The organism is Actinomadura sp. 9N407, assembly GCF_044326315.1.
In the GTDB taxonomy this organism is placed as follows: Bacteria; Actinomycetota; Actinomycetes; order Streptosporangiales; family Streptosporangiaceae; genus Spirillospora.
Genome location: NZ_JBIRAW010000006.1, coordinates 258,787 through 285,648, shown reverse-complemented (window position 1 = coordinate 285,648; position 26,862 = coordinate 258,787). Strand labels below are relative to the sequence as shown.

Below are 26,862 nucleotides of genomic sequence, written 5' to 3'. Positions count from 1 at the left end.
CATCGTTGAGCGCCGGGGCACGCCTTACCCCGGGGTCGTCGCAGAAATCATGCGAACACGGATCTGTGGGGCAAAGCAACCCCCGTCCCCGGATCCTATGTGATCACATGAATTCTTCGCGCATGTCTTCGATCTCCGCGTTCGGGGCCCAGGTCTGCCATACGCCCTGGTCGATCCGGTCGAGACCGAGCCGTTCGGCGACCGGGGAGCGGCCGCCGGTGTACTCGACCCGCAGCCAGCCTTCGTGCTCGCCCACGATCACGAACGGTTCGCCCTGCCAGGAGCACGTCGTGCGGATGTAGCTGAGGTTCTCGACCTCGGAGGCGGGGACGATGCGCCGGAACCGGCCGGGACGGAGTTCCTCGAACCCGTCGGTCGGCTCCGGCGTGTAGAGCCGGATCTCCCCGTCGGCGCCGGGGGACGCCTCGAAGTCGCGGCCGAGCCAGCGGGCCACGTAGCCGTCCCGGATCACTGCGGCACCTCCTGGCCGTCCCAGTCGTCCTGCGGTCCGGAACCGGTCTCGGGACGCAGCCAGGCGAGCCGGTCCGGGTCGTACATCGCCACGAAGCGCTCGGTGCCGTCCAGGCTGAGGAAGTACATCTCGGCGCCGTACGGCAGCCGGACGCTGTCGACCTTGTACTCGCGGATGGAGCCCGCGCTGCCGGGCGCGAAGCCGCTGCCGTGGAACGGTGCGCGCTCGATCACCCAGCCGGCGTCGCCCCAGGCCACCAGCTCCTCTTCGGTCTGGCCGCCGAACGGGATGCGGTAGAGGGCGGGGCAGTACGCGGGCCAGCGGATGACGTGCACGCCCTCGTCGCCCGGCTGGAACGGCGCGTCCTGGTAGAGCAGGCCCAGCGCCTCGTACAGCTGGATCGGGGTCTGCAGTTCGGCGACGTCGACGGTCGGGTGCACGAATCCGCCGACGCGGTCGTACCCCTGCTCCAGGTACCAGGCGACGTGGTGGTGGGCGACCACCTTCTGCATGATCGCGGGCTGTGCGGTCCGGTCGCCGTCGGGCTCGGGCTCGGGCAGCGGCGCGAGGGGCTCGGGGCGGGCGGGCGCGCGTAGGTCCTGGGACGGTACGGGCTCGGCCTCGCCGACGAGGGACGGTTCGCCGGGGCGCGGTCCGGGCAGGGGCGCGATCGGTTCCGCGTCGGGCTCGCGCAGGTTCTGCGGCGGCAACGGCGGTACCGGCGGGAGGTCGGTGACCGTGGCGTCGGCCGGGGCCGGAGCGGGCGGCGCGGCGGGAGCCGGAGGCGGCTGCTGGGACGGGGGCGGGTTGGGTACCTCGGGACGGGCCTGCACCAGTCCCACCCGGACGGCCCACTCGCTGAGCGCGAGCACCTGGTCGCCGCGGAGCGACGCGCCGATCCGGGTCCCGGGGTTGAGCAGCATCGCCCATTCGGAACGCGGCCAGGAGCCGATGAGCTCGCGGAAGTCCGCGTACACGAACCGGGACTCCGGCAGCACCTCGCGAAGCCGTACGAGCGAGGTGAAGACCTGGACGGCGCTCTCGCCGCGCAGCGACGCCTCCCACCGGAACTCCCGCTGGACGGGCGTGACCTCCAGCGGCGCGTCCTCCGGGATGGGCACCAGGACGTTGGCCGCGAGCAGGATGCGCAGGAAGGCGTCGGAGTCGCCGGCGAGCGCGGCCTCGTACAGCTCCTGGTCGATCCGGTTGCCCGGCTCGAACTCCGGCTCCGGAGGCCGTTCCGCCGGAGGTTCCTCGGCACGGATCGGCTCGGTGGGCGTCGGCTGGGCGGGGAGGGGATGCGGCGCGGGCGGCTCAGGGACGTCGTCCGGCGCGGCTTCCGGCGCCGGAGCGGGCGCAGGCGCGGGCGCCTGGGCCGGCGCCGGGGGTGCTTCCTGGACGGCTTCGGGAGCCGGGGCCGGAGCGGGCACGGACGGGGGCGGCGCCGCGTCGGTACGGGGCGTACCGCGGAGCGCGCGGACCTGGTCGCCGGGCATCGTGGCGTCGATGGGCGTGCCGGGGTTGAGGACGAGCGTCCATTCGCTGTCCGGCCACGCGGTCACCATCTCCTGCAGGCTGGGCATCACGAACCGCGACGACCCGATCGCCTCGTTCATCCACTTGAGCGAGGTGAACAGCTGGATCGAGACCTTGCCGTGCACCTCGACCGGTCCCCACGGGAACTCGGGGTCGTCCGGCGCGATGCCCCACGGCGTCTCCTGCTCGGCCGGGACGAGGACCTGGGCGCTGAGCAGGATCGTGAAGAACGCGTCGGTGTCGCGGCGCAGGGCGGCGTCCAGGAGGCGCTGCTCCACGTCGTTCTGCGGCTCGATGCCGTCGGCCATCCGCCGGGCGGCCCGCTGGTCGGCCCAGGTGGCCAGGCCGGGAAGCTGCTCGGCCAGGATCGTGCCGCCGGCCGGGGAGCCGGAGTTGATCGCCAGTGCCTCGCCGCGGCCCGGCCAGTAGCGCAGCACCACGGTGAACGGCAGCTTGATGAACTCGCTGCCGGTACCGGTGGCTGCCGCGGCCTCGACCAGGCGCTCCGGCGACGTGAACACCGGGATGACGGTCGTTCCGTCCACGTCGCTGGTCTGCCACGGGAAGCCGGGGCGGCCGGGACGCAGCGTGTAGTCCATGTCCTCGGGGACCGGCAGCAGGACCTCGGCGTCGGCCAGCGACTGCAGGAAGAGGTCGTGGTCGTTGCCGGCGGCGGCGCGCAGCAGCGCCCGTTCCACCTCGTTGGCCGGCTGGAACTCGGGCCGGCGCTCCTTATGAGGCAGCTCCTTGTGCTGCTCCTGGAGCTCCTCCCACGGCGCCGCGTCCGTTCCCGTGCCTTCCGGTACGGCCGGGTTGTCGAGACGCGTCACGTCGGCCTTGGGCGGCGTGGAGGTGTCGGCGTCGAGGGCCGCGGCGACCCCACCCTCGGGCAGTTGCGACTCGTCGTCGGCCTGCGCGGGCGCGGGCGGAGGAGCGGGCGCGGGCGCCTCGTTCGCCGCCGGTACGTCGGCGGGGCGCGGGGCCACCGGCATGTCGGTCGCGGGCTGGTCCTGAGGCGGTGCGGCGTGCTTGCCCGGTCCCTTGCTCGCCGAGTGCGCCGCATTGCGCGACGCGGGCGGCGGAGGCGTTCCGGGCAGCGTCGGCATGGCGCGCGTGGCGTCCGCCGGGCCGGCGTCGTGCACCTGGCCGTCGGGGTTCCCCCGTATGGCGGGGAGGTCGTTCATGGTGGGGGAGGGGTCGTCGGGTACGGCGGACGGCCCGGCCACGACCTCATCGGCGTTCGTGGACGGCTCCTTGGGGCCGCTGAACGCGTCCTGCGGATGAGCGGCCATTCCCTGGGCCGCCGGAGCCGGAGCCTGGACCGGGGGCGAGTGCGGGTGCTGCGGCGAGGCGGCCCCGTCCCGCACGTCCGCGGGAAGGGAGTGGGCACCCGTACCGTGAGCGGCCTGTGGCGGCGCTGGAACGGTCTCGGCGCCGTACGCGCGGAGGCCGCGGCCCGCCTGGGGCGGCCTGCTGTCGCCGTCCACGACCTGCCTGATGAACCAGGACGGAAGGCGCGCCTCGATGGGCAGCCCGGGACCGTCCCCGCCGTTGGCCGGCAGGTCGACCGCCAGCCACCAGCGGGCGTCCGGCCACGACTCGGCGAGGTCGGTGAACCTGAGCCTCAGGTAGTGCCGGTACGCCGGTCCGAGGCATTCGCGCATCGCGTCCGCCGAGGTGTAGGCCAGCACGTGGGTGCGGCCGTCCTCCTCCTGGACCGGCCAGCTGGGCTGCGCCTGCCCGCCGACCACCTCATCGGCGAGGTCGGGTGGGACGGGGATCACCAGTTCGCTCCCGGCGAGGAGGCGGAAGTACGCCTCCTGGTCCCCGTTCCGCACCGCCTCCTGCAGCCGGCGCTCGAGCTCCGACGTGGGTCGCCACGCGTCGGCCACGGTCGCCACCCCCTGTTTCATCCCGTGCCGCCTTCATCCCCGGTCGCGCCGGGAAACCCGGCGAGGCCCATCCTGCCCGTCCCGGGCCCCGTGACCGGGCTCTTGACGCGTAAGTTACGGACGCGCCTACGCTACATGGACGAACCAGGCCAAAGTGTCCGTTCAATGGCCTGGCCGGCGGGCGGACGGGACCGTGCCCGCTACGCGCGGGCCTCGCGCGACAGCCGTCCGAGCGCGTCCAGCAGCCGGTCGACGTGCTCGTCCGTCGTCCCGATGCCGAAGCTCGCCCGTACCGCCGTCGCCCCCGCCTCCACCGGCCCCCGCACGGCGCCGAGCAGGTGCCGAACGAAGGGGTGGGCACAGAACTTCCCGTCCCGGACACCGATGCCATAGGTCCCCGACAGGGTAAGCGCAGTGTCCCGCGCGTTCCAGCCGTCCACGATGAACGACACGATTCCCACCCGCGGGTTACGGCCGTCCCAGAGTGTGAGTTCATGCACGCCGGGAAGAGCCGCGATGCCCCGGCGCAACCTGGCCAGCAGGCGCTCCTCCTCCCGGATCAGCGCGTCCCAGCCGGTCGCCGCCAGGGCGTCGCAGGCGGCGGCGAGGGCCAGGGCGCCCAGGACGTTCGGCGTCCCCGCCTCGTGCCGCTGCTGCGCGTCGGCGGACCAGCGGGTGGTGTCGCCATGGCCGGTGACCGAGGCGCTGGCGCCACCGCCCTTGAGGTACGGGGCGGCCGCGCGCAGCCAGTCGGACCGGCCCGCCAGCACGCCCGCCCCGAACGGCGCGTACAGCTTGTGCCCGGAGAACGCGACGTAGTCCAGGCCGAGCGCGGTCATGTCGAGCGGCCGGTGCGGGACGAGCTGGGCCGCGTCGACGGCGATGCGGGCGCCGTTCCGCCGGGCCGTCTCCGCCAGCTCGGCGATCGGCCAGATCTCGCCGGTGACGTTGGACGCGGCGGTCACGACCAGCAGCCGCGGCCCGGCCGGAGCGTCCCGCAGCGCGCGGTCGGCGGCGGCGACGGCCTCGCCCGGAGTCGCCGGGGCGGGCAGCCGTACGGCGCGCTTCCAGGGCAGCAGGGACGCGTGGTGCTCGGTCTCGAACACCACGACGGTCGTGCCGGGCGGCGTGGCGTGGGCGAGGAGGTTCATGGCGTCGGTCGTGTTCCGCGTGAAGACGACCGCGTCGCGCTGCCACACGCCCAGGAAGCCGCGTACGGTCTCCCGCGCGTCCTCGTACGCCTGTGTGGTGACCTGCGACGCGTACCCGGCCCCGCGGTGCACGCTGCTGTAGAGGGGCAGCGCACGGGTGACGGCCTCGTGCACCGCCTCCAGACACGGCGCGCTGGCGGCGTAGTCGAAGTTCGCGTACGCGACACCGCCCCCGCCGTCCAGCGGGACGATCGCGTCGGTGCCGATGACGCGCGGCGCGATCTCCGGAGCGGTAGCGTCGGCGTTCCGCGCGAGCGACGGTGCCGGGTCCGGTACGGGGACGGGACGGGTGGTGAGCGTTGCGGTACCGGCAGGAGACATGCGGACGGCCCTCCTCAGGGTCCAGGGACCCCGTGAGGCGTACGGCCACAGAGCGGGATCCGCGCTTGCCGGAACGCGGTGTACGTCCGGCCAGGTCCTCACCCGGGGCACCCCATCGCGGACGAAGGGTTGCCGGCCAGCAAGCCGGGGCTTGACGCTGGCACTCATGACCTAGTGCGGAATCATATGACACATGCCGACGGGGATGAAATGGGAGGGTGCGATGCGACGCGAGGTGGTTCGGGCGTTCACCGGGGGAGCGCTGATGCTCGGGGCCTCGGGTCTGCTGGGCGGCTGCGGCCTGCTGGGCGGTAACACCGACCAGATCTGTGCCGACACGAAGAAGGCGTTCCAGCAGTACGTCACCCAGGTGAGGAGCGTTTCCGCGGCCGATCCCGCGCAGTGGAAGCAGCCCACCGAGCAGTTGGCCGGCCGCATCGACGGGCTGGCCGCCAAGGCCGAGGACGCGGAGCTGAAGAAGGCGCTCAAGACCGAGGCCGGCAGCCTGCGCCAGGCCGCCACCACGATCGGCACGGGCGACGCGGCCCAGCTCAACAGCGTGATCTCCAAGACCCCCCAGCGAATCGGCAAGGCCTGCGCGTGACCGTTCCTTAGCAGGCGCGACTCTTCAGCAGGCACGACCCGCGTTGCCAGACGAGCAGGGGCCCGGCGCTGTCGCGCCGGGCCCCTGCTCGTCTGTTTCCGTGTTCGCCTACGGCTCGCGGGTCAGGCCGCGTTGGGGGTCGCCGCCTCCGCCTCCCCCTCCGCCGCCTCCGTTACCGGGGTCGCCCGGATCGCCGGGGTCGGGGTCTCCGGGGTCGCCCGGGTCAGGCGGCAGCGGGAGCTCCGGACCGGGATCGCCGCCGCCCGGAGGCGGCGTCGTCGGGTCGGGCTCTTCCGGACCCGGCGGCCGGGTCGGCCCCGGACGGGTCGGGGACGGATCGTCGGACCGGTTGGACGGCCGCCCGGTGTAGCCGCCGGGCCTCGACGACGGCGACCCGAACGACTTGGGCGAGTAGTTCTCGGCGTTGACGGCGTCGGACATGAAGGTCCGCCACATCTGCGCAGGCAGCTGCCCGCCGTACGCCCCGTACCCGGGGATGTTCAGCGGCTTGCGGTCGCTGCGGAACATCGACACCGACGTGGACATCTGCGGGATGAACCCGTTGAACCAGATGGCGCGGCCCTCGTCGGTGGTACCGGTCTTGCCCGCCACGTCCCGGCCGTCGGCCAGCTGCGCGCCGGTCCCCGTACCGGCGCGGACCACCTGGGTCATCGCGTACGTGGCGTCCCGCGCGACCTGCTCGCTGAAGACGCGCTTGCCCTTCTCGCTGAACTTGCGGGTGTGCTGGTCGCCGTCGGTGACCGACTTCACCACGTAGGGGGTGTGGTAAACGCCTTCGTTGGCGAACGTCGCGTACACCGCGGCCTGCTGGACGGGATGGACCGAGATGACGCCCAGCGGGAAGGTGGGGGCGGTGTTGGCGCCGTTGGCCGTGAGCTGGTCCTTGCCGATGCCCAGTTTCACGGCCATCTCGGTCACCTTGTCGAGGCCGATCTTCTGCCCGATGTTGACGTAGGCGGTGTTGACCGAGTTCTGCGTCGCGCCGACCAGGTTGACCTGGCCGAAGCTGCGGCCGTCGTTGTTCTTCACCGGGGTGCCGCCGTAGTACTGCGGCGACGAGCCGTCGACGGAGTCGTACAGCTTCATGCCGTCGTCGAGCGCGGCCGCCAGCACGATGGGCTTGAACCCGGACCCGGCCTGGGCCCAGTCGCCGAACGTACTGCTCAGCGCCTCCTTGAGGTAGTCGCGACCGCCGTAGAAGGCGGCCACCTGCCCGGTCTCCGGATCGACCGACACCATCCCGGTGCGGATCTTCTTGCTCATCCCGTCCGGGGCGTTGCTCGTCACCGCGCGCTTGGCGGCGTCCATCAACGGCTTGTCGAAGGTGGTGGTGATCTTCAGCCCGCTGCGGTTGATCTCGTCCTCGGTATAGCCGCGGCGGTCGATCAGCTCCTTCTTGGCCACATTGACCATGTAGCCCTTCTGGCCCTTGAAGATATTGGTGATCTTCTGCTTGGTCGGCATCGGGAACGTCATCCGGGCGGCCTCGGCCTCGGAGACCGCGCCGTTCTCGACCATGTTGCCGACCACGGACCGCCAGCGCTGCTCGACATAGGCCTGGTTGTCGGTGCGCGGCTCGGCGAAGTTGCTCGGCTGCTGGATCGCCGCCGCCAGATAGGCGCCCTGCGCGGGGGTGAGCTCGCTCACGTCCTGGTCGTAGTACGCCTTGGCGGCGGCCTGGACGCCGTACGCGTCGCGGCCGAAGTAGATCGTGTTGAGATACTGCTCGAGGATCCAGTCCTTCGGCTTCTCCCGGCCGACCTTCAGCGCGACCATGATCTCCTTGAGCTTGCGGGAGACCGAGCGTTCCTTGCCGATTCCGCCGTAGTAATTGCGGACCATCTGCTGCGTGATGGTGGAGCCGCCCTGCAGCTGCTCACCGGTGGCCGTGGACCAGAACGCCCGGACGGTGCCCCGTACCGAGACCCCGGGATCCTCGTAGAAGCTCTGGTTCTCGGCCGCGATCACCGCGTTCCGGACGCCCTCGGGGATCTTGTCGATCGGTACGGCGTCCCGGTTGACGCCGGTCTTCGCGATCACCGTCTTGCCGTCGGCGTAGTAGTAGGTCGGCCCCTGCGCGACGGCCTCCTGCTGCGGCGAGGGGACCGGGGTGAAGATGTAGGCCACCCCGAACGCGACCACGCCGAACCCGATCAGCGCGAGCATGGTGAACAGCGCGCGCCGCCCGTACCGTGCCGCGCGGGTCCGCTCCTTCTTGGGTCGCTTGCCGCCATCGCCCTTGCCCGTGGTGTTCTTCACGCCGGCGTCCTCGCTGGGAGTGGACGGGACGGGGGGAACGGGGGGAACCGCGGCCGCCACGGTGGCGTCGGCGGCGTCGGTCTCGGTCTCGGGGGCGGTCTCGGCCTCGTCGGTGACCAGGGCTTCTTCGACCGTGGGCGCGGGATCGGCGGGGGCGTCGCCCTCGGGCGCGTCGTTCGTTTCCGCGGCCTCGACGCCGAACTCGGCGTCGGTGTCGGTGTCGGGCTCGTCCGCGGCCCCGATCGCCTCGACCTCGGCCTCGACCTCGGCCTCAGGCTCGACCTCGACCTCGGCCTCGGCCTCGGGCACGGTCGCGGGTTCGACCTCGGCTTCGGCCTCGGTCGCGGGTTCGGAATCGGAATCGGAGGCGGTCTCGGGCTCGGTCTCGGCGGGCGTTCCGGTATCGGTCTCGCTGGCGCTGGGGACGCCGTTCTCGTTCATGTTCGCGGCGCTGCCGTCATTCTCGGATTGATGGGATTTGTCGGTTTCGGGGGCGGAGCCATTCGCCGGGGGCGGCGGATCGCCGGACGTGGCCGCGGATCCGGCCGCCGGTGTCCCGTCGGGCGCGCGGCCTTCCGGGCTCTCATCGCTACTGCTCACAAGCCCCCCGTGATTTCTTCGTGACCGACGATACCCGAGGGGTTCGATGGTTCCGGCGGGTCAATGGACACTCCCATGGCTCCCATTAGAAAGACGAACTGGACGCCCGAACGGTTGTCCCGTCGAAATCGCGAATGCGCGGGTTCGCTCTGGAATGCCGAACGGCGGGCCATCCGGATGGGATGCCCCGCCGTTCGCGCATCATGCCGTGGCGCTAGACGCCGGTCACTTGGGCATGACGCCGAGGATGTCGGCCACGAACACCACGTGGTCATCGCCCTTGATCCCGGCCTCGGGCTGGCCGGCCTTGCCGTACCCGTCCTTGGGCGGCAGGACGAGCAGCACCCGGCTGCCGATCTTCTTGCCCTGCAGGCCCTTGAAGAAGCCGGTCATGCCCTGGGTGGAGGCCAGCGGGAACGGGGCGGGGACGCCGTCGTCCCAGCTGGAGTCGAACTCCTTGCCGTTCCGCCAGACCAGGCCCTTGTACTTGACGATCGCCGTGTCGTCCTTGGTGGTCTCCCGGCCGCCGCCCTCGATGAGGGTCTCGACCTTCATCTTCTCCGGCGGGTCCGCCTTCGGGATGGTGACCTTCGGGCCCTTGCCGGCCTCGACGGGCCCGATCGCGGGTAGGTCCTTGTCGTCCTGCTCCTTCGGGGTGCCCTTGGCCTCGGCGTTCTTGGGGTAGGCCTCCAGCAGGTCGGCGACGAAGACCACCGAGTCGTTCGCGGTCAGGCCGAGCTGCTCGCCCTGCTTGCCGAAGCCGTCCTTCGGCGGGATCTCAATGATCACCCGACTGCCGGCGGTCTGCCCCACCAGGCCCTTGTCCAGGCCCTTGAGCGGGGTCTTGCCGAGCGTCATCATCATGGTCTGCTGGCCGGCCGGCTGCTCCCAGGAGGACTCCAGCTTCTTGTTGGAGCTCTCGTCCGCCTTCTCGTCGGTGCCCTTGGACCACTGGAAGAAGGTGTACTTGGCGATCGCGGTGTCGCCGGTGGCGAGCTTGTGCCCCTTGCCCTTGATCGCAGTGTCGACGTCCAGCTTGCCGCTCGGGACGAGGTCCTTGGGAATGCGGACCTTGGGTGCCTGGCCGAGCGCGCCGGTGGCCGTGATCACGGGGCCGGGCCGGGTCACGTACCACGTGGTGCCGCCCGCGATGGCCAGGACCGCGACCACCGCCACGGCGATCCCGATGCGGCGCTGCTTCTTGGCCTGCGCGGCGGTCTTGCCCGACGGGCGGGGACCGCGGCTGCGGTTGGCTCCGCTGATCCCGTGCGGCTTGAACTCCGGGCTGCGGATGTTCTTGGCGGCCGGCAGCTTGGCTGTGGCCTTGACCGCGCGCTCACCCCGGGGCTTGTCTTCGTCGGACATTTTTCCTCACTCGCTCCGGGTTCGACGACACCAAGGTCACACCCTGCCACTGCGGACCTAAGGAGGCTGTGAAAACAGGGCAAAGAAGACCGGCCCCTGAAATCTACCGGTCCTGTGGAGCCCACCGGCAAGCAAGTGTGGTCGAGACGGGCCGGTCTGTCATCTCGGCTCGCCCGCCCGTCCCGGCGGCCCGGCCGCTCCGATCATGGTCCGCGCCCTCCGTCGGCTCGGGCCGGGCGGTCAGCTCGGGCCGTTCCAGGGCAGGACGTCGTCGATCCCGCTGGCGCCGCGAAGGCGGCGGGGGAGGGTGTGGGACGGCGGTTCCGGAACGAGGGCCATGCCCTGGCCCGGTTCCTGGTCACCGAAGCGCACCAGGCCGTCCTCCGCCAGCGTGGCCAGGTCGTTCATCACGGAGTAGAGGCCGCGGCCCAGGGCGAAGGCGATGTCCCGCGCGGTGCGGCGGCCGTTGACCTTGGTGAGGACGTCGCCGCGCGGTGTGCCGGTGTCCTGGTCCACGGCCGGGGGAGCCGGGAGCGGGCGGGCGGTGATCTCCACGCCGGACTCGCGCCACCGGGTGGCCGCGGCCAGCCTGCGGGTGGTCTCGCGGACGACCCGTTCGGCCTCCAGGCCGGGTTCGGCGGGCAGCAGCGGCCCGATGTCGCCGTCGCCGTCCGGCTGGGCGGTGCAGGTACGGACGCCGAACAGGGCCATGGCGAAGAGGGCGTCCATGACCGCGACCTGGGTCAGGACCTGCAGGCCCGCGGTGCCCAGCAGGCCGCGTTCGACCAGTTCGGCGGGCATCCGCCCGTGGGGCGCGGCGGCGGCGAACGCCTCCGTCCAGTCGGCCTCGGAGATCCGGCCGGAACGCAGCAGCAGCGACTCCGGCCCGGGTGAGGCGGGGGTGGCGGCCGCGATGACCAGGCCGTCCCGCAAGGTCACGGTCCCGTCCTGCGCGCCCTCGATCCGGAGCGTTCCGGAGAAGCGCTCCTGGCCGCGCCGGTGCAGGGCCGAGTCGAGGATGCCCGCCCGCCCGGCAGGGAAGAAAGGTGCGGTCACGTCACGATCATGCCAGGTGGCATCCTGACCCGCCGGTACGGAGGACGGGCGGAAAGCACCCGTTCCGGGTCGTCGCGTATTTCGGTCTGTCCTAAGTCGGACCGATATGTTGGCCCTGATCAACTAGACCGTACCGGGTCCATCGGGGAGACCACGGGCGGTTCCGCCGTGGGTGAGAGGGACCGAGTGAACATCGAAGCCGCGCTCAGGGAAGCCATGACCGTCGAGGGCGCGCTGGGGGTGGCGCTGGTCGACTACGAGAGCGGGATGTCGCTCGGGTCGGTCGGCGGGAGCGGTGAACTCGATCTGGAGGTCGCGGCGGCCGCCAACGCGGAGGTGATCCGGGCCAAGAAGCGGGCCCTGGAGGCCCTGAAGATCGATGACGCCATCGAGGACATCCTGATCACGCTGGACCGGCAGTACCACCTGATCCGGCTGCTCAGCCGGGGTGGCAGCCAGCTGTTCCTGTACCTGGCGCTGGATCGCTCGCGCGCCAATCTCGCGCTCGCGCGCCACACGCTGCGCGGCGTCGACCACGACCTGAGCCTCTAGGACGACCTGAGCCGCCAGGACGGCACGGCCAGGCTCGCGGGCCCGGAACGAGCAGAGAGAAGTGCGACGGGGATGAGCAAGGAAGCCGTACTCGCGGAACTCCAGGCGCTGCGCGAGAACGTGACAGGGGTGACCGACAGCGCGGTCGCGACGGTCGACGGGATGCTGATCGCCTCCGACACCGACGACGTCCGTCCCGACGTCCTGGCCGCGCTCGCCGCCGCGGCCCTGGGCCTCGGCAAGAGCACCGGCAACGAGGTCGGCATGGGAGAGCTGCGCGAGGTGGTGACCCGCTGCCAGCGCGGTCACATCGTCGTCTACGCGGTCTCCTCCGGGAAGCTGCTCGTCGTGCTGGGGGACGAGGGCCTGGACGTCGCCCGCCTGCATGTCGAGTCGCGTCCGGCCGTCACCCGGCTCGGCGATCTCTGACGGCGAGAGCCGCGCCACGATCGCAGCAATCACCCCCATTTAGGGGCAATCTCTCCTAAGGTTCACCCGGGAGCCGAGCCGTGCCGCCGCCACCCGCCCCCGGCGTCCGCCGCCCGCCCTGACCAGCGAGGAGTGATGACCATGCGCCTGGCCGGCGCCGGATCGACCGAGCCGTCCCTGGAGTCCCTGGCGCCCGAGCCGATGCTGACCAGGGAGTACGAGTCGCGCCCCGCCGACGTCTTCCGGCGCCTGCGCGAGGAGCACGGCCCGGTCGCGCCGGTCGAGATCCTGGGGGTGCCCGTCTGGATGGTGCTCGGCTACCCGCAGTCGCTGGAGATCCTGCGCGACCGGCAGGGGCAGTGGAGCAAGAGCACCAGCACCTGGCGGGCCTGGGCCGAGGACGAGATCCCGCCCGAGTGGCCGCTGCGCGCCGCGTTCGCCAACGACTGCGTCATCGTGCAGGACGGCTGGAAGGCCGACCGGCTGCGCAACGTCTGGGCGGCGGGCCTCAGGCCGTACCAGAACCGCTCGTCCCAGCAGGCGCGGGACCTGGACGCCCAGGTCGGCCGCTACGCCGACGACCTGATCACGGTGCTGTCGGAGGGCACGGCCGGCACCGGGTACGCCGACCTGTCCGCGCAGTACGCCAGGCCGCTGCCGCTGATGGTGCTCAACCGGCTGGTCGGCTTCGAGGAGGGCCGCGGCGACGAGCTGCTGATGGACGTCTGGCGGATCGTCGACGCCGGGCCCGACTCGGCGGAGGCGATGCAGCGGATCCATGCGGCGCTGGTGGAGACGATCCAGGCCAGGCAGGCGGCTCCCGCCGACGACCTCACCTCGTACATGATCGCCGCCGATCCCGCGCTGAGCGTCGAGGACCTGTGCAAGGAGCTCACCCTCGCGGTGTCCATGCTCAGCGACATGACCGGCACGCTGATCGCCAACACCATCGCCGAGGTGATCACCGGCGACCGCGCGGCCCGGGCGAGCCTGTCGGCCGGGATGCTGCAGGAGACCATCAACCGGGTGGCGATGGCCAACCCGCCGATGGCCAACCTCTCCTACCGCTTCGCGCGGTCCGACGTCCGGATGGGCCGCTACACCATCGCCGCCGGCGACCCGGTGTGCGTCTCGGTCGCGGCCGCGCACGCCGATCCGGTGTTCACCGACCATCTGAACGCCGACTCCATCACCAGCTCCCGCGCGCATCTGGCCTGGAGCACGGGCCTGCACGGATGCATGGGCCGCGATCTGGCCACGTCGATCACCACGGTCGCCATCGGCCGGCTGTTCGAGCGGTTCGCCGGCCTCCAGCTGGCGCTGCCCGCCGACCAGCTGCCCTGGCGCTCCTCGCCGTTCATGCGCAGCCTGCGGTCGCTCCCGGTCGAGTACGAGGTCGCCGCCGGAGCCACCGTACCGAGGCGGCCGGCCTCCGAGGCGCCCGCCGACCGCGAGCCCGCCGCCGAACCCGCCCAGGCCACGCGCTCCCGGCTGTGGCGCTTCCTGCGAGGCCTGCGCAAGGAACAGCCCTAGCGGGGCAGGCCGTCGCGCGCGTGCACCCAGGTGGCGAAGGACTCGATCCCGTCGACGACCGTCTCGAAACGGACGGAACGGAACAGGTCGAACGAATGCTGGGCGCCGGGTAGTTCGGCGTAGACCACCGGCTGGGACGACGCGTTCCGCAGCTTCTCGGCGAAGAGCCGGGCGCCTTCCACCGGGACCATGTTGTCCCGGTCGCCGTGGGCGATGAAGAACGGCGGCGCCTCCGTGGCGTCGTGGTCCATCTGGGACGTGCCGTCGCCGAGGCCGTAGTAGCGGCCGTAGTAGCCGTACAGGCTGATCGCGGCCGTGACGGAGGTGTCCGCGTCCTCGAAGCCGGGCTGGAACGCGGGGTCGTTGGGCGTGAGGGCGGCCAGCGAGGCCAGATGCCCGCCCGCCGAACTGCCCGCCACGACCAGCACCGACGGGTCGCCGCCGTACTCGTGGACGTGCTCGCGTGCCCAGGCGATCGCCTTCTTGGCGTCGATCATGTGGTCGGCGAAGGTCGCGGCCGGGCGCAGGCGGTAGTTCGCGCTGACGCACACCCATCCCTGGCTCGCGAGGCGGTGCAGGAGGAGCCGTGCCTCGCGGTTCTTCCGGCCGCTGTAGTACCCGCCGCCATGCCAGTAGACCAGGACGGGACCGCCGGCCGTACCGGCGTGGTCGCGGTAGACGTCGAGCCGGTTCCTCTTTCCCGCCGGGCCGTAGCGGACGTTCGCGATCCGCTCGACATTGCGGGGCCGTCCGGGGAACGGCGTGAGCAGGACGCGGGCGTACGAGCGGCGGCGCGGCCGGAGGTCCGTGCCGAGGCCTTCGTGCAGGGCGCGTTCGACGACCGGTCCCGCCCGGAGCGCTCGGCGCGCGGTGAGCGCGAGCCCGGCCGAGGTCGGGACGATCAGGCCGGCCGCCAGCAGGCCGACCGGCGTGCCGGCGTCGCCCTCGGCGACGGCCAGCGCGGTCGAGGCGAGCAGCCAGAGGAACACGATGGCCGGCAGTTCGTTCACCACCAGGCCGAGGCGCATGCTCACTTCGCGGAGCGGCCGCGGCCGGGACGGCGGGGCCAGGGCGAGCAGCGTGCCGCAGGCGGCGAGCGTGACGGTCATCAGATATCCGAGGGGCATGAGGCTCCAATCCGGGGTGGACGTCCATCACCATTGCCGTCGTGAAGCCCCCGCCACATCGGGCGGGCGGCGGTATCGCCCCCGTCCGGCGGAGGTGCCACCACCGACTTTCGTAGGTGTCGGCGGTACGCCACGCACAGTTACGCTGCGCCGGTGAAGAACCGTGCAGCCGCCCTCGTCCTGGCGGCGATGGGCATCCTGATCACGCTGACGATCTGGGCCCTCCCGGTGGACCGCCGGCTGGGCCTGGACATCGCGGTCGGCGTCGCGGGCTGGCTGCTGTCGCCCGTACTGCTGTGGCGGCCGGTCACCGGCGCGGTCGCGCTCACCCTGCTCGCGGCCCTGTCGCCCGCGGCCACCCCGCCGGCCACGATGGGCGCGCTCCAGGTCGCCGAGCGCCGGGGGTTCCCGGTCGCGGCGGCGGTGGCCGTCGCGGGGATCGCGGCGCACGCGGTCCAGGGCCTGTGGCGGCCGAGCGGCGGGATCTCGTTCGGCTGGTGGATGCTGCTGGTCACCGTCGCCTACGGCGCGCTGATCGGCTGGGGCGCGATGGTCCGGGCGCGCCGCGCGCTCCTCATCTCGCTGCGCGAGCGCGCCCGCCGCGCCGAGGCCGAGCAGGGCCGCCGGGTGGCCGAGGCCCGGATGCTCGAACGCGCCCGGATCGCCCGCGAGATGCACGACGTGCTCGCCCATCGCCTCTCGCTCGTGGCCACGTACGCGGGCGCGCTGGAGTACCGGCCCGACGCCCCGCCCGAGAAGCTCGCCCAGGCGGCGGGCGTCGTCCGCGCCGGGGTGCACCAGGCACTGGACGAGCTCCGGGAAGTGATCATCGTGCTGCGTGAGGAGGAGGACGACGAGGGGCGGCCGCAGCCCGGGCCGGCCGATCTCCCGCGCCTGGTCGAGGAATCGCGCGACGCCGGTACGGAGGTACGGCTGCGCGACGAGGTGACCGAACCGGACGCGCTGCCCGCCACCATCGGACGGACCGCCTACCGGGTCGTCCAGGAAGGGCTCACCAACGCCCGCAAGCACGCGTCGGGCACGCCCGTTCACGTCCTGCTGGAGGGGCGTCCCGGGGACCATCTCAGCATCGAGATCCGCAACGCGCTGACGGGTGCCGCGCCGCTCGCGCCCGGCAGCGGCACCGGGCTCGTCGGGCTGACCGAACGGGTCCGGCTGGCCGGCGGGCACCTCGACCACGAGTACATCGACAAGGGGATGGCCGCCGGGGAGTTCCGGCTGCACGCCTGGCTACCATGGCCGGCGTGACCCGTCCGCTGCGCGTGCTGATCGTGGACGACGACGCCCTCGTCCGCGCCGGGCTGTCCATGATGCTCGACGGGATCCACGGCATCTCCGTGGCCGGCGAGGCCGCCGACGGCGACGAGGTCCCCGCCGCCGCCGACGCGCACGCCCCCGACGTCGTGCTGATGGACCTGCGGATGCCGCGGGTGGACGGCATCACCGCGACCCGCAGGCTCCGCCGCCGGCCGAGCCCGCCCGAGGTCATCGTGCTGACCACGTTCGACGCCGACGAGAACATCCTGCACGCCCTGCGCGCCGGGGCCAGCGGCTTCCTGCTCAAGGACACCCCGCCCGCGCGGATCGTCCAGGCGGTCCGCCAGGTCGCGGAGGGCGAGCCGATCCTGTCTCCCCGGATCACCCGCCGGCTGATGGACCGCGCCGCCGTCCAGGCCGGCGCGTTCGAGCGGGCCCGCACCGCGCTGGCGACCCTCAGCCCGCGCGAGAACGACGTCGTCCTCGCCGTCGCCCAGGGCCACAGCAACGCCGAGATCGCCACGGAGCTGTTCATGAGCGTGGCCACGGTCAAGGCCCACGTCTCCAGCATCCTCACCAAGCTCGACCTCGACAACCGCACCCAGATCGCCCTGCTGGCCCACGACGCCGACCTGACCTGACCGTTCACCGCCCGGGTGCCCGCACCGGTTCCTCGTCGGGCGCGGGGTCGCCGGTACGGTCCTCGGCCCGCGTGCCGCGCCACAGCAGGACGGCGGCGGCCGCGGCGACGGCGGCGGCGACGGCGGCCGCGAGCGTTCCGAGCAGCCACCCGTCCGGGACGGCGGCGCCGAGCCGGGAGATCCGCTCCTCGATGGCGAACTCGGTGTCCGGATCCAGCAGGGCGGGCAGCGCCGAGGTCCCGTCGAAGATCAGGAAGACCGCGCCGAGGACGATGAAGAACACCCCGCCGATCAGCGACGTCGAGTGCACCCGGAGCCGTCCGAGCGTGAGCGGACGGCCGCGCAGCCAGCGGCGGTGGCCGAGATCGAACCGGTCCCACAACAGCGCCAGGACGAACAATGGGACCGCCATGCCCAGCGCGTACACCGCCAGCAGCGACGCCCCGTACACGGGACTACCGCCGACCGCCGAGACGGTGAGGATCCCGCCGAGCAGCGGCCCGGCGCAGAAACCGGACAGCCCGTACACCGCCCCGAGCAGCCCCACGGACAGCACGGATCCGGCCTTGCCGCGCCGCCCGGCCAGCCGCCGCAGGCGCGACGAGCCGAAGCCGATCCCCACGATCTGGGCCGCGCCGAGCGCGATGATCGTCCAGCCGCCGATGCCGATCAGCAGCTCGCGGTGGCCGTAGAACAGCCGTCCGGCGAACGCTCCCGCCGCGCCGAGTGGGACCAGGGTCACGCAGAGGCCGGCGTAGAACACCGCCGTACGGCCGACGAGCCGGGACCGTTCGCTGAACGAGTACGCGAAGAAGGCCGGGAGCAGCAGGGCGCTGCACGGGCTGAGCAGGGTGAGGATCCCGCCCAGGAACGCCGCGAGGTAGCCGATGCCGTTCATCGTCCGCTCGCCTCCTCGATCGCCTTGGCGAACACCTCGATCGGCTGCGCGCCGAGGATCGGCCGGCCGTTGACCAGGAACGCCGGCGTGCTGGCGGCACCGAGCTCGTAGCCCTCGACCTGGTCGTTCACGACCGCGTCCTCGGCCTCCGCGCTCGCCATGTCGGTACGGAACCGGTCCAGATCCGGGACCCCGGCCTCGCGGGCCCAGGCGATCAGGTGCTTGTCGGCGAAGTCCCCGGAGTTGCGCTTGCGGGGCTCGGCGTAGAGCCGGTCGTGGAAGGGCCAGAACCGGTTCTGCTTGGCGGCGGCGTACCCGGCCACGGCGGCGGACTTCGACTCGTCGCCGAAGATGGGCATGTTCCGCCATTCGATCCGCAGCACGCCGGTGTCCACGTACTCGCGGATCAGTTCGGGCTTGGTCTCGCGGGCGAACCGGCCGCAGAACGGGCACTGGAAGTCGCTGTACTCGATCATGACGACGGGCGCGTCCGTCCGGCCCAGGGCGAACGGATCGCCGTCCTTGCGCCGCGCCAGGTCGGGACCGGGGGCCTGGGACGGGGACGGCGCCGCGGATCCGGTGCCCGCCGCGCTCGGCGTACTGCCGCCGCCCCCGCCCTGGGCGAGGGCGGCCAGGGTGAGCAGCAGGGCGACGACCAGGAGGATGGCGCCGGTGATGATGGGACGGCGCGAGGCCGCCTTCTTACGGGTTGCAGGCATGGTGCGAGGACCTCTCGGCAGAGGGAAGTGAAGGGCGCGCGGCGGCGAGGGCCGCGTGCGGGATGCTCAGAACGGCGCGCGGACCGAACGGGCCGTCAAGGCGTACGCGCTGGTCCACGCCAGAGAAGGCGGGCGCGAAGAGGCCGACGGAAGGACGCCGTCCGGTCGGATCGGCAGGGCCGGGTGGAGCGGGTTTCTAGATCCGCAGAACGCAGAGGCCGGAGAGGTCCGGTTGGGGCGGCGGTGGGCCGGATCGCGCCACCCAGGCGATCGGGTCGGCCGCCGTGACCCGTTCGGTGAGGGTCACCGGGATCACGGCCAGTGGTGCCTGCGCGGGCTCGGCGGCGGGGGAGAACGAGGGCTGCTCCGCCACCGCCTTCTTCCTGACGCAGTGCCCTCGCTCCGCGCCCTCGCCGGAATCGTCCGGCTGATCGGGCGATGCCTGGGCGCTCACGGCCGCGCTGGCCGGAAGAACCCGTTCGGCCGACGCCGTGCCCGTGCCGAGCGAGCCCGTGCCGAGCGAGCCCGTGCCGAGCGCGCTCGCACTCTGGCCGAGATGCGTGAGGCAGCCGGCGGCCAGGACCGTCACCAGGGCCACGAGTGCCAGCCGCAGCAGAGGCCACGTGGGCCTTGCGCGTACCGGAGACTGCATGACGGGCGACCTTTCCTGCTCACGGCCCTGATTCGCCGCCCACTATAGGGCGCGCCCGACGAGGCTCAGGCCAGGGCCGTACCGCGATTCAGGACAGCGTCATGAACAGCTTCTCCAGATGCTCCTCGTCGAGCGGGGGCTGCTCGCCGCGCTCGCGCGCCAGCTGGCACTGTCGCATCCCGGTTGAGATGATCTTGAAGCCGGCCCGGTCCAGTGCCCGCGACGCCGCCGCCAGCTGGGTCACCACGCGCTCGCAGTCCTCGCCCTTCTCGATCATCGCGATCACCCCGCCGAGCTGCCCCTGAGCCCGCTTCAGCCGGGTCACCGCGTCCTTGAGAACGGTCGCGTCCATCTCCATGATGCCTACCTCCATGGTTCAGTATACCCCCGGGGGTACCCTGGCGTCCGACGGCACGATCCGGCCTCCGAAATACCCCCCGGGGTATGCAGGTTGCACGTGGGTAGGAGCGCCTCAGGCGCTGATGCGGAAGGTGGAATGAGGATGACGAACGTTCAGGTCGAAGTTGTGGAGACGTCCTCGCTGGGGGATCGGAGCTACCTCGCCCACGACGGGCGGGTGGCGCTGGTGGTGGATCCGCAGCGCGATATCGACCGGGTGCTCGCCTTGGCCGGACGGCTGGGCGTACGCATCACGCACGTCGCCGAGACCCACCTGCACAACGACTACGTGTCCGGTGGCCTGGCCCTGGCTAAGGTGACCGGGGCCGCCTACTTGATGGCCGGGGCCGATGACGTCGCGTTCGACCGTACGCCGTTGTCCGACGGGGACGAGATCGCCTTGTCGGAGCGGATGCGGCTCTCGGCGGTGGCCACCCCGGGGCACACGTTCCACCACCTCTCGTACGTGCTGGCCGGTCCCGACGGGCCCGAAGGGGTCTTCACCGGCGGCTCGCTGCTGTTCGGCACGACCGGCCGTACGGACCTGCTGGGCGGCGACCACGCGCACGACCTGGCCCGTCACCAGCACGCCTCGGCCCACCGGCTGGCCGACCTCCTGCCCGACGGCGCGCAGATCTGGCCCACGCACGGGTTCGGCAGCTTCTGCTCGGCGACCCAGTCCGACGCGTCCGCCTCCACCATCGGGCGCGAGAAGAGCGTCAACGCGGTGCTGAGGCTGGAGACCGACGACTTCGTCACCGAGATCCTGGCAGGCCTGGACGCCTATCCCGCGTACTACGCCCACATGGGCACCCGTAACACTGTCGGCGCGGACCTGATCGACCTCACTCCCGCACGCGGCGCCGGCGCCGCCGAACTGCGCGCCCGGATCGACGCCGGGGAATGGGTGATCGACCTGCGCTCGCGCAAGGCCTTCACCCACCGGCACCTGGCCGGAACGCTCAGCTTCGGCCTGGACGGGCCGATGGCGACCTGGCTGGGCTGGATGATGCCGTGGGGCGACCCGATCACCCTGCTGGGCGAGTCGGCCGAGCAGCTCGCCGGGGCCCAGCGCGAACTGGCCCGCATCGGCATCGACCGCCCCGCCGCCGCCGCGACCGGCGAGCCCGGCGCCTGGGCGGGCGGCGACCAGGACCGGCTCGCCGAGATGACCACCGCCACGTTCGCCGACCTGGCCACCGCCCGTGCCGACGTCGTCCTGGACGTACGGATGGGCAACGAATGGCGCGCCGGCCACATCGAGGGCGCCACCCACATCCCCCTGCCCGAACTCCCGCACCGCCTCGCCGACGTACCGGACGGAACGGTCTGGGTGCACTGCGGCTCGGGCTACCGGGCCGCCGCGGCGGCCAGCCTGCTCGCCCGGAACGGCCGGGACGTGGTCCACATCGACGACGCCTACGGCAACGCCACCGACGCCGGCCTGACCATCACCACCCCGCAGGAGAACGCATGACCGCCCTCGACGCTGCCGCGCTCCGCGAACTCACCGACTCCGGAACCGGACCCCGGCTGGTCGATGTCCGTACGCCGGGCGAGTTCGAGGCCGTCCACATCCCCGGCTCGTACAACGTCCCCCTGGACCTGCTGCGCGAGCACCGCCGGGAGTTGAGCACGCACCTGGACGAGCCGGTGGTGCTGATCTGCCGCTCCGGGCAGCGCGCCGCACAGGCCGAGCAGGCACTCGCCTCCACAGGCCTGCCCGGCCTGCGCGTCCTGGAGGGAGGGATCAACGCCTGGCAGGCCGCCGGCATCCCGGTCCGTACGGGCCGCGCCCGCTGGGACCTGGAACGGCAGGTACGCCTCGTCGCGGGCGGCATCGTGCTGGTCTCGATCCTGGTCAGCGTGGTGTTCCCGCCGGCCAAGTGGGTCGCCGGGTTCATCGGCGCCGGGCTGACGTTCGCCGCGCTGTCGGGTACCTGTGCCATGGGCATGATGCTGGCCCGGCTCCCGTACAACCGCGGGCCACGTACCGACCTCAAGACCGTGGTCGGAGCCCTCGGCGGCGCCCCGCGATGGTGACCGTGCTGGTCCTGGGCGCCGTGATCGGCGTCCTGCTCGGCCTGCTCGGCGGCGGCGGATCGATCCTGGCGCTGCCCGCCCTGGTGTACGGGGCGGGCCTGCCGACGGCCTCGGCCATTCCCGCGTCGCTGCTGGTGGTCGGCCTGTCGTCGGCCTTCGCCGTCCTCCCGCGCCGCCGCGCCGGCCAGGTGCGCTGGGGGATCGCCGGAGTGTTCGGCGGCGCGGGCGCGGTGGCCGCGTTCGGCGGCGCCGCGATCAACCGGTTGCTCCCGCCGCAGGCCGTGCTGCTCGGCTTCGCGCTCCTGATGGTGATCGCCGGGTGGCGGATGCTCGCGGGCGACGCCCCGTCCGGCGGCTCCTGCGCGCTGCCCGGCGGCGGCGTGAACTGGCGCGGCTGCCTGCCCAAGGCGATCACCGCCGGCCTGCTGGTGGGCCTGCTGACCGGCCTGTTCGGCGTCGGGGGCGGCTTCCTGATCATCCCCGCCCTGGTCCTCGGCCTGGGCCTGCCGATGCGGACCGCGGTCGGCACGTCGCTGGTCATCGTGGCCGTCAACTCGGCCGCCGGATTCGCCGCCCACGCCGGCGGCGCCGACCTGGACCCGATGATCATCGCGTCCTTCACCCTGGCGGCCGTGGCGGGCTCGCTGGCCGCCGCCCGCCTGGCCCCCCGCGTGGACGCCGTACGCCTCGGCCGCTGGTTCGCCTACTTCGTCTTCGCCGTCGCGGCCTTCGTCGCGGCCCAGGCCCTTCTCGATCCAGCGGCTGTCAGCGGCTGACGCGGGCCCTTCGCACAAGATCGTCCACTGTCGGCCGAATTCATTGAGGGGATTTTGATCCGCGCGGGGCGTTCCGGCCGTTCAATGAAGTATGGGGATTCTCCTTCGTGTACTCGTGGCCGCCGGGCTCGTGGCCGATGCGATCGTGCACTGGCGGTTCGCGCCCGACATGGCTCCCGGCGGCGGCGGTACGCCCGGCACCATCGCGGGCGACGACCTGTTCAGGGCCCAGGCGATCGTGGCCCTGCTCGCGGGCCTTCTGGTGCTGTTCTGGGCGCGCCGCTGGACGTACGCGCTGGCGTTCGTGGTGGCGGCGAGCGCGGTCGGCGCGCTGCTGCTCTACTACTACGTCGACGTCGGGCGGCTGGGCCCGATCCCGGCCATGCACGACCCGGCCTGGTACCAGGAGAAGACGATCAGCCTCGTGGGCGAGGGCGTCGCCGCGGTGGCGGCCGTGATCGGGTTCTTCACCGTACGCAGGCCGGACCGGGAGCGGGCGGAACCTCAGGCTCCCGCACAGGTCTGACTAGAAAGACATTCTAGAATCTGCTTCCATAGTGGTCGGTGACTCGACCCATGGGAGCTGGTGGCATGTCCGCGGACAATGATCGGCGCAGCGTTCTCGGTGCCGTCGGCATCGGTGTCAGCGACCTCGCGCGGTCGCGGGACTTCTACACCCGTGTCGTCGGCATGAAGGAGCTGACGACCTTCACGCTGCCGCACATGGACGAGGTCGTCGTGGGCTTCCCCGGCCGGTCGCGTTCGGCGCTGGTGCTGATGCACTGGACCGACGGCTCGGAACGGAGCTATGCCGACCTGCCCATCAAGATCGTTTGCTATGTCCCGGATCCGGCGGAGCTGGCGGCGCGGATCCGGGCCGACGGGCTGGAGATCGTTCGCGAGCCCGCCCCGGTGGCGGCGCTCGACGGTGCCGTGGTGGGATTCGGCAAGGACCCGGACGGCTACCTGCTGGAGATCCTGCACGCGCCCGCCTGAGCCCGCCGCTCGCCTGACCTTTCAGGTGCGAAGGAAGTCGATGAGGGCGGGCGCGAGCTTCTTGGGCGCCATGACCACGGCGCCGTGGTTGAGGCCCGGCAGCGTACGGTGATCGGCCTCCGGCAGGACGTCCGTCAGTGCGACGGCGGCACTGTGGAAGCCGGCCGGGCTCTTGCCGCCGGTGAGGACCAGGGCCGGCGCGGCGGCGGATGACCACTGGGCGGCGTCCAGCGGCCTGCCCCGCTGGGTGTCGCCCATCACCGCGATGTCGTACGGCAGCGTGTGCGCCATCTTCTTGAGCTTGGACCACATGCCCGGCATCAGCCGCATCATGGTGACCATGAACGCCGGCATGCCCTGCGCTTGGACCATGAAGTCCTTGACGGCGTCGCCGCGGCGGCCCTGGGCGAGCAGCGTGCCGATGTGCCCGGCGAAGCCCTCCGGCGGGCCGAAGTCGCCGCCGCCGACCGCGAACGGCGGCTCGTACAGTGCCAGGCGTTCGACGGCCAGGCCGGCGGCCGCGGCGCGCAGGGCGAGGACGGCGCCGGAGGAACTGCCGAAGAGCGACGCCGATCCGCCGGCGTGCTCGATCAGTGCCGCGATGTCGTCGATCTCGCGTTCCACGGCGTAGCCCGCCGCGTCGCCGCTGGCGCCGCGGCCCCGGCGGTCGTAGTTGAGCACGGTGAAGTGGTCCGCCAGCAGGCCGGCGAGCTTGCGGGTGTCGGTCCGGTCGGCCAGGGCCGAGGGCACCAGGATCACCGCCGGCCCGGCGCCGAGCCGCTCGAAGGCGATCTCGGTTCCGTCGCGGGAGAGGGCCGTCGCGTTCACCGGGGCTCGGTCCTTGGTCTTGGGCATCGCTGTCGCTCCGTTCGGGCGTCCTGCCGTTCTTGTCGGCCGTGTGACGGCGCCGGGCCGGAAAAGGAATCGGTCCCAACGTAAAAAACTCGCTTTACGGGTTGACCGATAGGGAAGAGCGCTGTGTAGTCTCGGCTCAGAAATTGCAACGCTGTTGCGATTATCGCAACGTTAGGGGTGGGTTTCGTGGGCGAGCGGGAGCCGGGACGCGGCATGGCGAAGACCCTCGACCGCGGCCTGCTCGTGCTGCTCGCCTTCCAGCGGCGGTCGGAGTGGGGGGTCAGCGAGCTGGCCAGGGAGCTGGGGCTCGACAAGGCCGTCGCGCACCGGCTGCTGTCCACGCTGGCGCACCGCGGGTTCGTCCTGGCCGATCCGCAGACCCGCCGCTACCGGCTCGGCGTGACCATCGGCGTGCTCGCCAGGTCCGCCGAACGGGGCGGCGCGCTGGAGGCGGCGGCGCGGCCGCTGCTCACCACGCTGGCCCACGACCTGGGCGAGAGCGCCATCCTCAACGTGCCGCACGGCGCCGGTTACCGGACGGCGCTCGCGGTCGACGCCGCGGGCCCGATGCGGTACTCGGCCACCGTGGGCGAGACGATCCCCGCCCACGGCGGCGCCGCCGGGCACGCGATCTTCGCCTTCCAGCCGGAGGCGGACGTGCGGCGGCTGCTGGGCGCGGGGCCGCTGGAGCGCTTCGGCGACGAGACGATCGTCGATCCCGAGGAGCTGTTCGCGCTGTACGCCGGTGTCCGGGCCGAGGGCGTCGCGATCTCGCACGGCGAGTTCGACCTGAACGTCACCTCCGTCGCGGCGCCCGTCTTCGCCACCGGGCAGGTGATCGGATCGCTGGTCGTGATCGGCCCGCATCAGAGCGTCACGAAAAAGATCGATACCGCCGTCGCGCGGGTACGTGGGACAGCGGAGACGCTGAGCCGCCTGCTCGATGGCGGCGGGGCCGAAGAGTAGCGAGGAACACCTTGTCAACCACGCCATCCCTGAAGGGCGCCGGGCTGCGCGGGCCGGAGTCGCATCCGCGCGCGTTCGAGCCGGTCGTCCTGATCCTCACCGTCGTGCTCTCGGTGCTCGGCGCCTTCATCGGCCTGCATCTGGTGACGACGCTCGGCATCTCGGCCAACACCTCGGTCATCGGGGCGCTGATCGCGATGCTGGTCGCGCGGGCCCCGCTGCGCAAGCTGCGCGACATGCGGTCGGTGCACCGGCAGAACCTGGTGCAGAGCGCCATCTCCGGCGCGACGTTCGCCGCCGCGAACTCGCTGCTCGTCCCGATCGCGGTGCCGTTCGCGCTCGGCCGGCCCGATCTGGTCTGGCCGATGCTGCTGGGCGCCGGGATCGGGCTGTTCGTCGACTCCTGGGTGCTGTACCGGATCTTCGACTCGAAGCTGTTCCCGGCCCGTTCCACCTGGCCGCCGGGGGTCGCCGCCGCCGAGACGATCGTCGCGGGCGACGAGGGCGGCCGCAAGGCCGTGGTGCTGGGCATCGGCGGCCTGGTCGGCTTCATTGGATCGTTCCTCAAGATCTCCGGCCATGCGCTGCCGTTCTCCGCCGCGGGCGTGGCGCTGATCGGCAACATCTGGGCGCTGGCCATGTTCGGGGTCGGCCTGGGCGTGCGGCAGTACGGCCAGGAGTGGTTCGACGTCGATCTGAACGAGCTCTACATCCCGCACGGCTTCATGGTCGGCGCCGGCCTGGTCGCGCTGATCCAGGCCGTCATCCTGCTGGCCCGCCGCTCCCCTGAGAGCACCGAGCACGCGACGGCCGTGGGCGTGGAAGCGCCCGAGGCGATGCAGAACACCGTCAACGAGCGCGGGCTGCGCCGGGCGCTGTCCGAGGGGTACGTCCTGTTCACGCTGGGCGCGCTGGTCGTCGGGCTGCTGGGCGGCGTCCTGGGCGACCTGTCCGGGATCCAGCTGGTGGGCTGGTGCCTGCTGGCCGGCTTCGCCGCGCTGGTGCACCAGCTGATCGTCGGCCTGGCCGCGATGCACTCCGGCTGGTTCCCCGCGTTCGCGGTCACGCTGATCTTCCTGGTGCTGGGCCTGGTGGTCGGGATCCCGACCGTGCCGCTGGCACTGTTCGTCGCGTACGTCGCCTCCACCGGTCCCGCGTTCGCCGACATGGGGTACGACCTCAAGGCCGGCTGGATCCTGCGCCAGGGCGGGACCCCGTACAAGCTGATCGAGCGGGCCGGGCGCAAGCAGCAGTACATCGCGCAGCTGGTCGGGTTCGCCGTCGCGCTGGCCGTGGTCGCGCTGACCTGGAAGTCCTACTTCGAGGGCAACCAGATCCCGCCGGTGTCGAAGGTGTACGCCGACACCGTGGCCGCCGGGCTCACCGACACCTCGACGCTCCGCAACATCCTGATCTGGGCCATTCCCGGGGCCCTGATCCAGTTCGCCGGCGGCCCGGAACGCCAGATGGGCGTGCTGCTGGCCACCGGACTGCTGATCCTGACCCCGTACGCCACCTGGTTCGTGCTCGGCGCGCTGGCCTTCCGGCTCATCTGGAACCGGGTCCGGGGCCCCGAGGCGAGCGGCGAGCTCAACCTGATCGGCTCCGGGCTGATCGCCGGCAGCTCGCTCACCGATGTCAGCCGAGTAGTGAAGGGATAA

General features: G+C 72.1%; 25 protein-coding genes and 1 riboswitch. Of the genes, 13 read left to right on the top strand and 12 right to left on the bottom strand.

What is annotated here, in order from left to right; translation table 11 throughout:
- Positions 1–103: 103 nt before the first annotated feature.
- From ACH34Q_RS12550 to ACH34Q_RS12540, 3 genes are all read right to left on the bottom strand, one after another.
- Positions 104–472, bottom strand: a complete 369-nt coding sequence (locus ACH34Q_RS12550) for a hypothetical protein (RefSeq protein WP_395983024.1) — start codon at positions 470–472, stop codon at positions 104–106.
- Complete coding sequence (locus ACH34Q_RS12545) at positions 469–3,921, bottom strand: SseB family protein (protein WP_395983023.1); 3,453 nt, start codon at positions 3,919–3,921, stop codon at positions 469–471. The genes ACH34Q_RS12550 and ACH34Q_RS12545 overlap by 4 nt, the downstream gene beginning before the upstream one ends.
- A gap of 179 nt (positions 3,922–4,100) precedes the next feature.
- The gene (locus tag ACH34Q_RS12540) at positions 4,101–5,432 is read right to left on the bottom strand and encodes an aminotransferase class V-fold PLP-dependent enzyme (protein ID WP_395983022.1); all 1,332 of its coding nucleotides are present in this window, start codon (positions 5,430–5,432) and stop codon (positions 4,101–4,103) included.
- A gap of 56 nt (positions 5,433–5,488) precedes the next feature.
- Positions 5,489–5,604: riboswitch (SAM riboswitch) on the bottom strand.
- A gap of 51 nt (positions 5,605–5,655) precedes the next feature.
- On the opposite strand from ACH34Q_RS12540, the gene ACH34Q_RS12535 reads away from it, so the two are divergent.
- The gene (locus ACH34Q_RS12535; protein ID WP_395983021.1) at positions 5,656–6,036 is read left to right on the top strand and encodes a hypothetical protein; all 381 of its coding nucleotides are present in this window, start codon (positions 5,656–5,658) and stop codon (positions 6,034–6,036) included.
- A 108-nt stretch (positions 6,037–6,144) separates the two neighbouring features.
- Here ACH34Q_RS12535 and ACH34Q_RS12530 read toward each other — a convergent pair whose 3' ends face one another.
- The 3 genes from ACH34Q_RS12530 to ACH34Q_RS12520 all read right to left on the bottom strand — a co-directional run bounded on the left by ACH34Q_RS12530 (position 6,145) and on the right by ACH34Q_RS12520 (position 11,337).
- Positions 6,145–8,757, bottom strand: a complete 2,613-nt coding sequence (locus tag ACH34Q_RS12530) for a transglycosylase domain-containing protein (protein WP_395983020.1) — start codon at positions 8,755–8,757, stop codon at positions 6,145–6,147.
- Positions 8,758–9,141: 384 nt separating this feature from the next.
- Positions 9,142–10,281 (bottom strand): FKBP-type peptidyl-prolyl cis-trans isomerase, encoded by a 1,140-nt coding sequence (locus ACH34Q_RS12525; RefSeq protein ID WP_395983019.1) that lies wholly within the window; start codon positions 10,279–10,281, stop codon positions 9,142–9,144.
- A gap of 240 nt (positions 10,282–10,521) precedes the next feature.
- Positions 10,522–11,337: a hypothetical protein gene (locus ACH34Q_RS12520; RefSeq protein WP_395983018.1), complete on the bottom strand. Its 816-nt coding sequence runs from the start codon at positions 11,335–11,337 to the stop codon at positions 10,522–10,524.
- 216 nt (positions 11,338–11,553) lie between these two features.
- Between ACH34Q_RS12520 and ACH34Q_RS12515 the strand changes: the two genes are divergently transcribed.
- From ACH34Q_RS12515 to ACH34Q_RS12505, 3 genes are all read left to right on the top strand, one after another.
- Entirely contained in the window at positions 11,554–11,889 is a 336-nt protein-coding gene (locus ACH34Q_RS12515; RefSeq protein WP_395983073.1) for a hypothetical protein, read from the top strand.
- 72 nt (positions 11,890–11,961) lie between these two features.
- Positions 11,962–12,318, top strand: coding sequence for a roadblock/LC7 domain-containing protein (locus ACH34Q_RS12510; protein ID WP_395983017.1), 357 nt, complete (start codon positions 11,962–11,964; stop codon positions 12,316–12,318).
- A gap of 135 nt (positions 12,319–12,453) precedes the next feature.
- Positions 12,454–13,851 carry a cytochrome gene (locus ACH34Q_RS12505; protein WP_395983016.1) on the top strand — a complete coding sequence of 466 codons (1,398 nt, stop codon included), beginning with the start codon at positions 12,454–12,456 and terminating at the stop codon, positions 13,849–13,851.
- Here ACH34Q_RS12505 and ACH34Q_RS12500 read toward each other — a convergent pair.
- Positions 13,848–14,978 (bottom strand): alpha/beta hydrolase, encoded by a 1,131-nt coding sequence (locus tag ACH34Q_RS12500; protein ID WP_395983015.1) that lies wholly within the window; start codon positions 14,976–14,978, stop codon positions 13,848–13,850. The genes ACH34Q_RS12505 and ACH34Q_RS12500 overlap by 4 nt on opposite strands.
- A gap of 153 nt (positions 14,979–15,131) precedes the next feature.
- Here ACH34Q_RS12500 and ACH34Q_RS12495 point away from each other — a divergent pair, with 153 nt between their 5' ends.
- Both ACH34Q_RS12495 and ACH34Q_RS12490 read left to right on the top strand, forming a co-directional pair.
- Positions 15,132–16,247, top strand: a complete 1,116-nt coding sequence (locus ACH34Q_RS12495; protein ID WP_395983014.1) for a sensor histidine kinase — start codon at positions 15,132–15,134, stop codon at positions 16,245–16,247.
- Entirely contained in the window at positions 16,235–16,897 is a 663-nt protein-coding gene (locus ACH34Q_RS12490; RefSeq protein ID WP_395983013.1) for a response regulator, read from the top strand. The genes ACH34Q_RS12495 and ACH34Q_RS12490 overlap by 13 nt, the downstream gene beginning before the upstream one ends.
- A 4-nt stretch (positions 16,898–16,901) precedes the next feature.
- Here the strand turns inward: ACH34Q_RS12490 and ACH34Q_RS12485 are convergent, their stop codons facing one another.
- The 4 genes from ACH34Q_RS12485 to ACH34Q_RS12470 form a co-directional block, all read right to left on the bottom strand.
- Positions 16,902–17,795, bottom strand: coding sequence for a cytochrome c biogenesis CcdA family protein (locus ACH34Q_RS12485; protein ID WP_395983012.1), 894 nt, complete (start codon positions 17,793–17,795; stop codon positions 16,902–16,904).
- Positions 17,792–18,514, bottom strand: coding sequence for a DsbA family protein (locus ACH34Q_RS12480; RefSeq protein WP_395983011.1), 723 nt, complete (start codon positions 18,512–18,514; stop codon positions 17,792–17,794). The genes ACH34Q_RS12485 and ACH34Q_RS12480 overlap by 4 nt, the downstream gene beginning before the upstream one ends.
- Before the next feature lie 196 nt (positions 18,515–18,710).
- Positions 18,711–19,166, bottom strand: coding sequence for a hypothetical protein (locus ACH34Q_RS12475; RefSeq protein WP_395983010.1), 456 nt, complete (start codon positions 19,164–19,166; stop codon positions 18,711–18,713).
- An 88-nt stretch (positions 19,167–19,254) separates the two neighbouring features.
- A complete protein-coding gene (locus ACH34Q_RS12470) occupies positions 19,255–19,524 on the bottom strand; it encodes a metal-sensitive transcriptional regulator (RefSeq protein WP_395983072.1) in 270 nt (89 codons plus the stop codon).
- 144 nt (positions 19,525–19,668) lie between these two features.
- On the opposite strand from ACH34Q_RS12470, the gene ACH34Q_RS12465 reads away from it, so the two are divergent.
- The 5 genes from ACH34Q_RS12465 (at position 19,669) to ACH34Q_RS12445 (ending at position 23,380) form a co-directional block, all read left to right on the top strand.
- Positions 19,669–21,042 (top strand): rhodanese-like domain-containing protein, encoded by a 1,374-nt coding sequence (locus ACH34Q_RS12465; RefSeq protein ID WP_395983009.1) that lies wholly within the window; start codon positions 19,669–19,671, stop codon positions 21,040–21,042.
- A complete protein-coding gene (locus ACH34Q_RS12460) occupies positions 21,039–21,608 on the top strand; it encodes a rhodanese-like domain-containing protein (RefSeq protein ID WP_395983008.1) in 570 nt (189 codons plus the stop codon). The genes ACH34Q_RS12465 and ACH34Q_RS12460 overlap by 4 nt, the downstream gene beginning before the upstream one ends.
- A complete protein-coding gene (locus ACH34Q_RS12455) occupies positions 21,602–22,384 on the top strand; it encodes a TSUP family transporter (RefSeq protein WP_395983007.1) in 783 nt (260 codons plus the stop codon). The genes ACH34Q_RS12460 and ACH34Q_RS12455 overlap by 7 nt, the downstream gene beginning before the upstream one ends.
- Positions 22,385–22,499: 115 nt before the next feature.
- Positions 22,500–22,910, top strand: a complete 411-nt coding sequence (locus ACH34Q_RS12450; protein WP_395983006.1) for a hypothetical protein — start codon at positions 22,500–22,502, stop codon at positions 22,908–22,910.
- 65 nt (positions 22,911–22,975) lie between these two features.
- Positions 22,976–23,380, top strand: coding sequence for a VOC family protein (locus tag ACH34Q_RS12445; protein WP_395983005.1), 405 nt, complete (start codon positions 22,976–22,978; stop codon positions 23,378–23,380).
- A gap of 21 nt (positions 23,381–23,401) precedes the next feature.
- Here ACH34Q_RS12445 and ACH34Q_RS12440 read toward each other — a convergent pair whose 3' ends face one another.
- Positions 23,402–24,235 carry an alpha/beta fold hydrolase gene (locus ACH34Q_RS12440; RefSeq protein WP_395983004.1) on the bottom strand — a complete coding sequence of 278 codons (834 nt, stop codon included), beginning with the start codon at positions 24,233–24,235 and terminating at the stop codon, positions 23,402–23,404.
- A 186-nt stretch (positions 24,236–24,421) separates the two neighbouring features.
- Between ACH34Q_RS12440 and ACH34Q_RS12435 the strand changes: the two genes are divergently transcribed.
- Both ACH34Q_RS12435 and ACH34Q_RS12430 read left to right on the top strand, forming a co-directional pair.
- Positions 24,422–25,201: an IclR family transcriptional regulator gene (locus ACH34Q_RS12435; RefSeq protein ID WP_395983003.1), complete on the top strand. Its 780-nt coding sequence runs from the start codon at positions 24,422–24,424 to the stop codon at positions 25,199–25,201.
- Positions 25,202–25,212: 11 nt separating this feature from the next.
- Entirely contained in the window at positions 25,213–26,862 is a 1,650-nt protein-coding gene (locus tag ACH34Q_RS12430) for an OPT/YSL family transporter (protein WP_395983002.1), read from the top strand.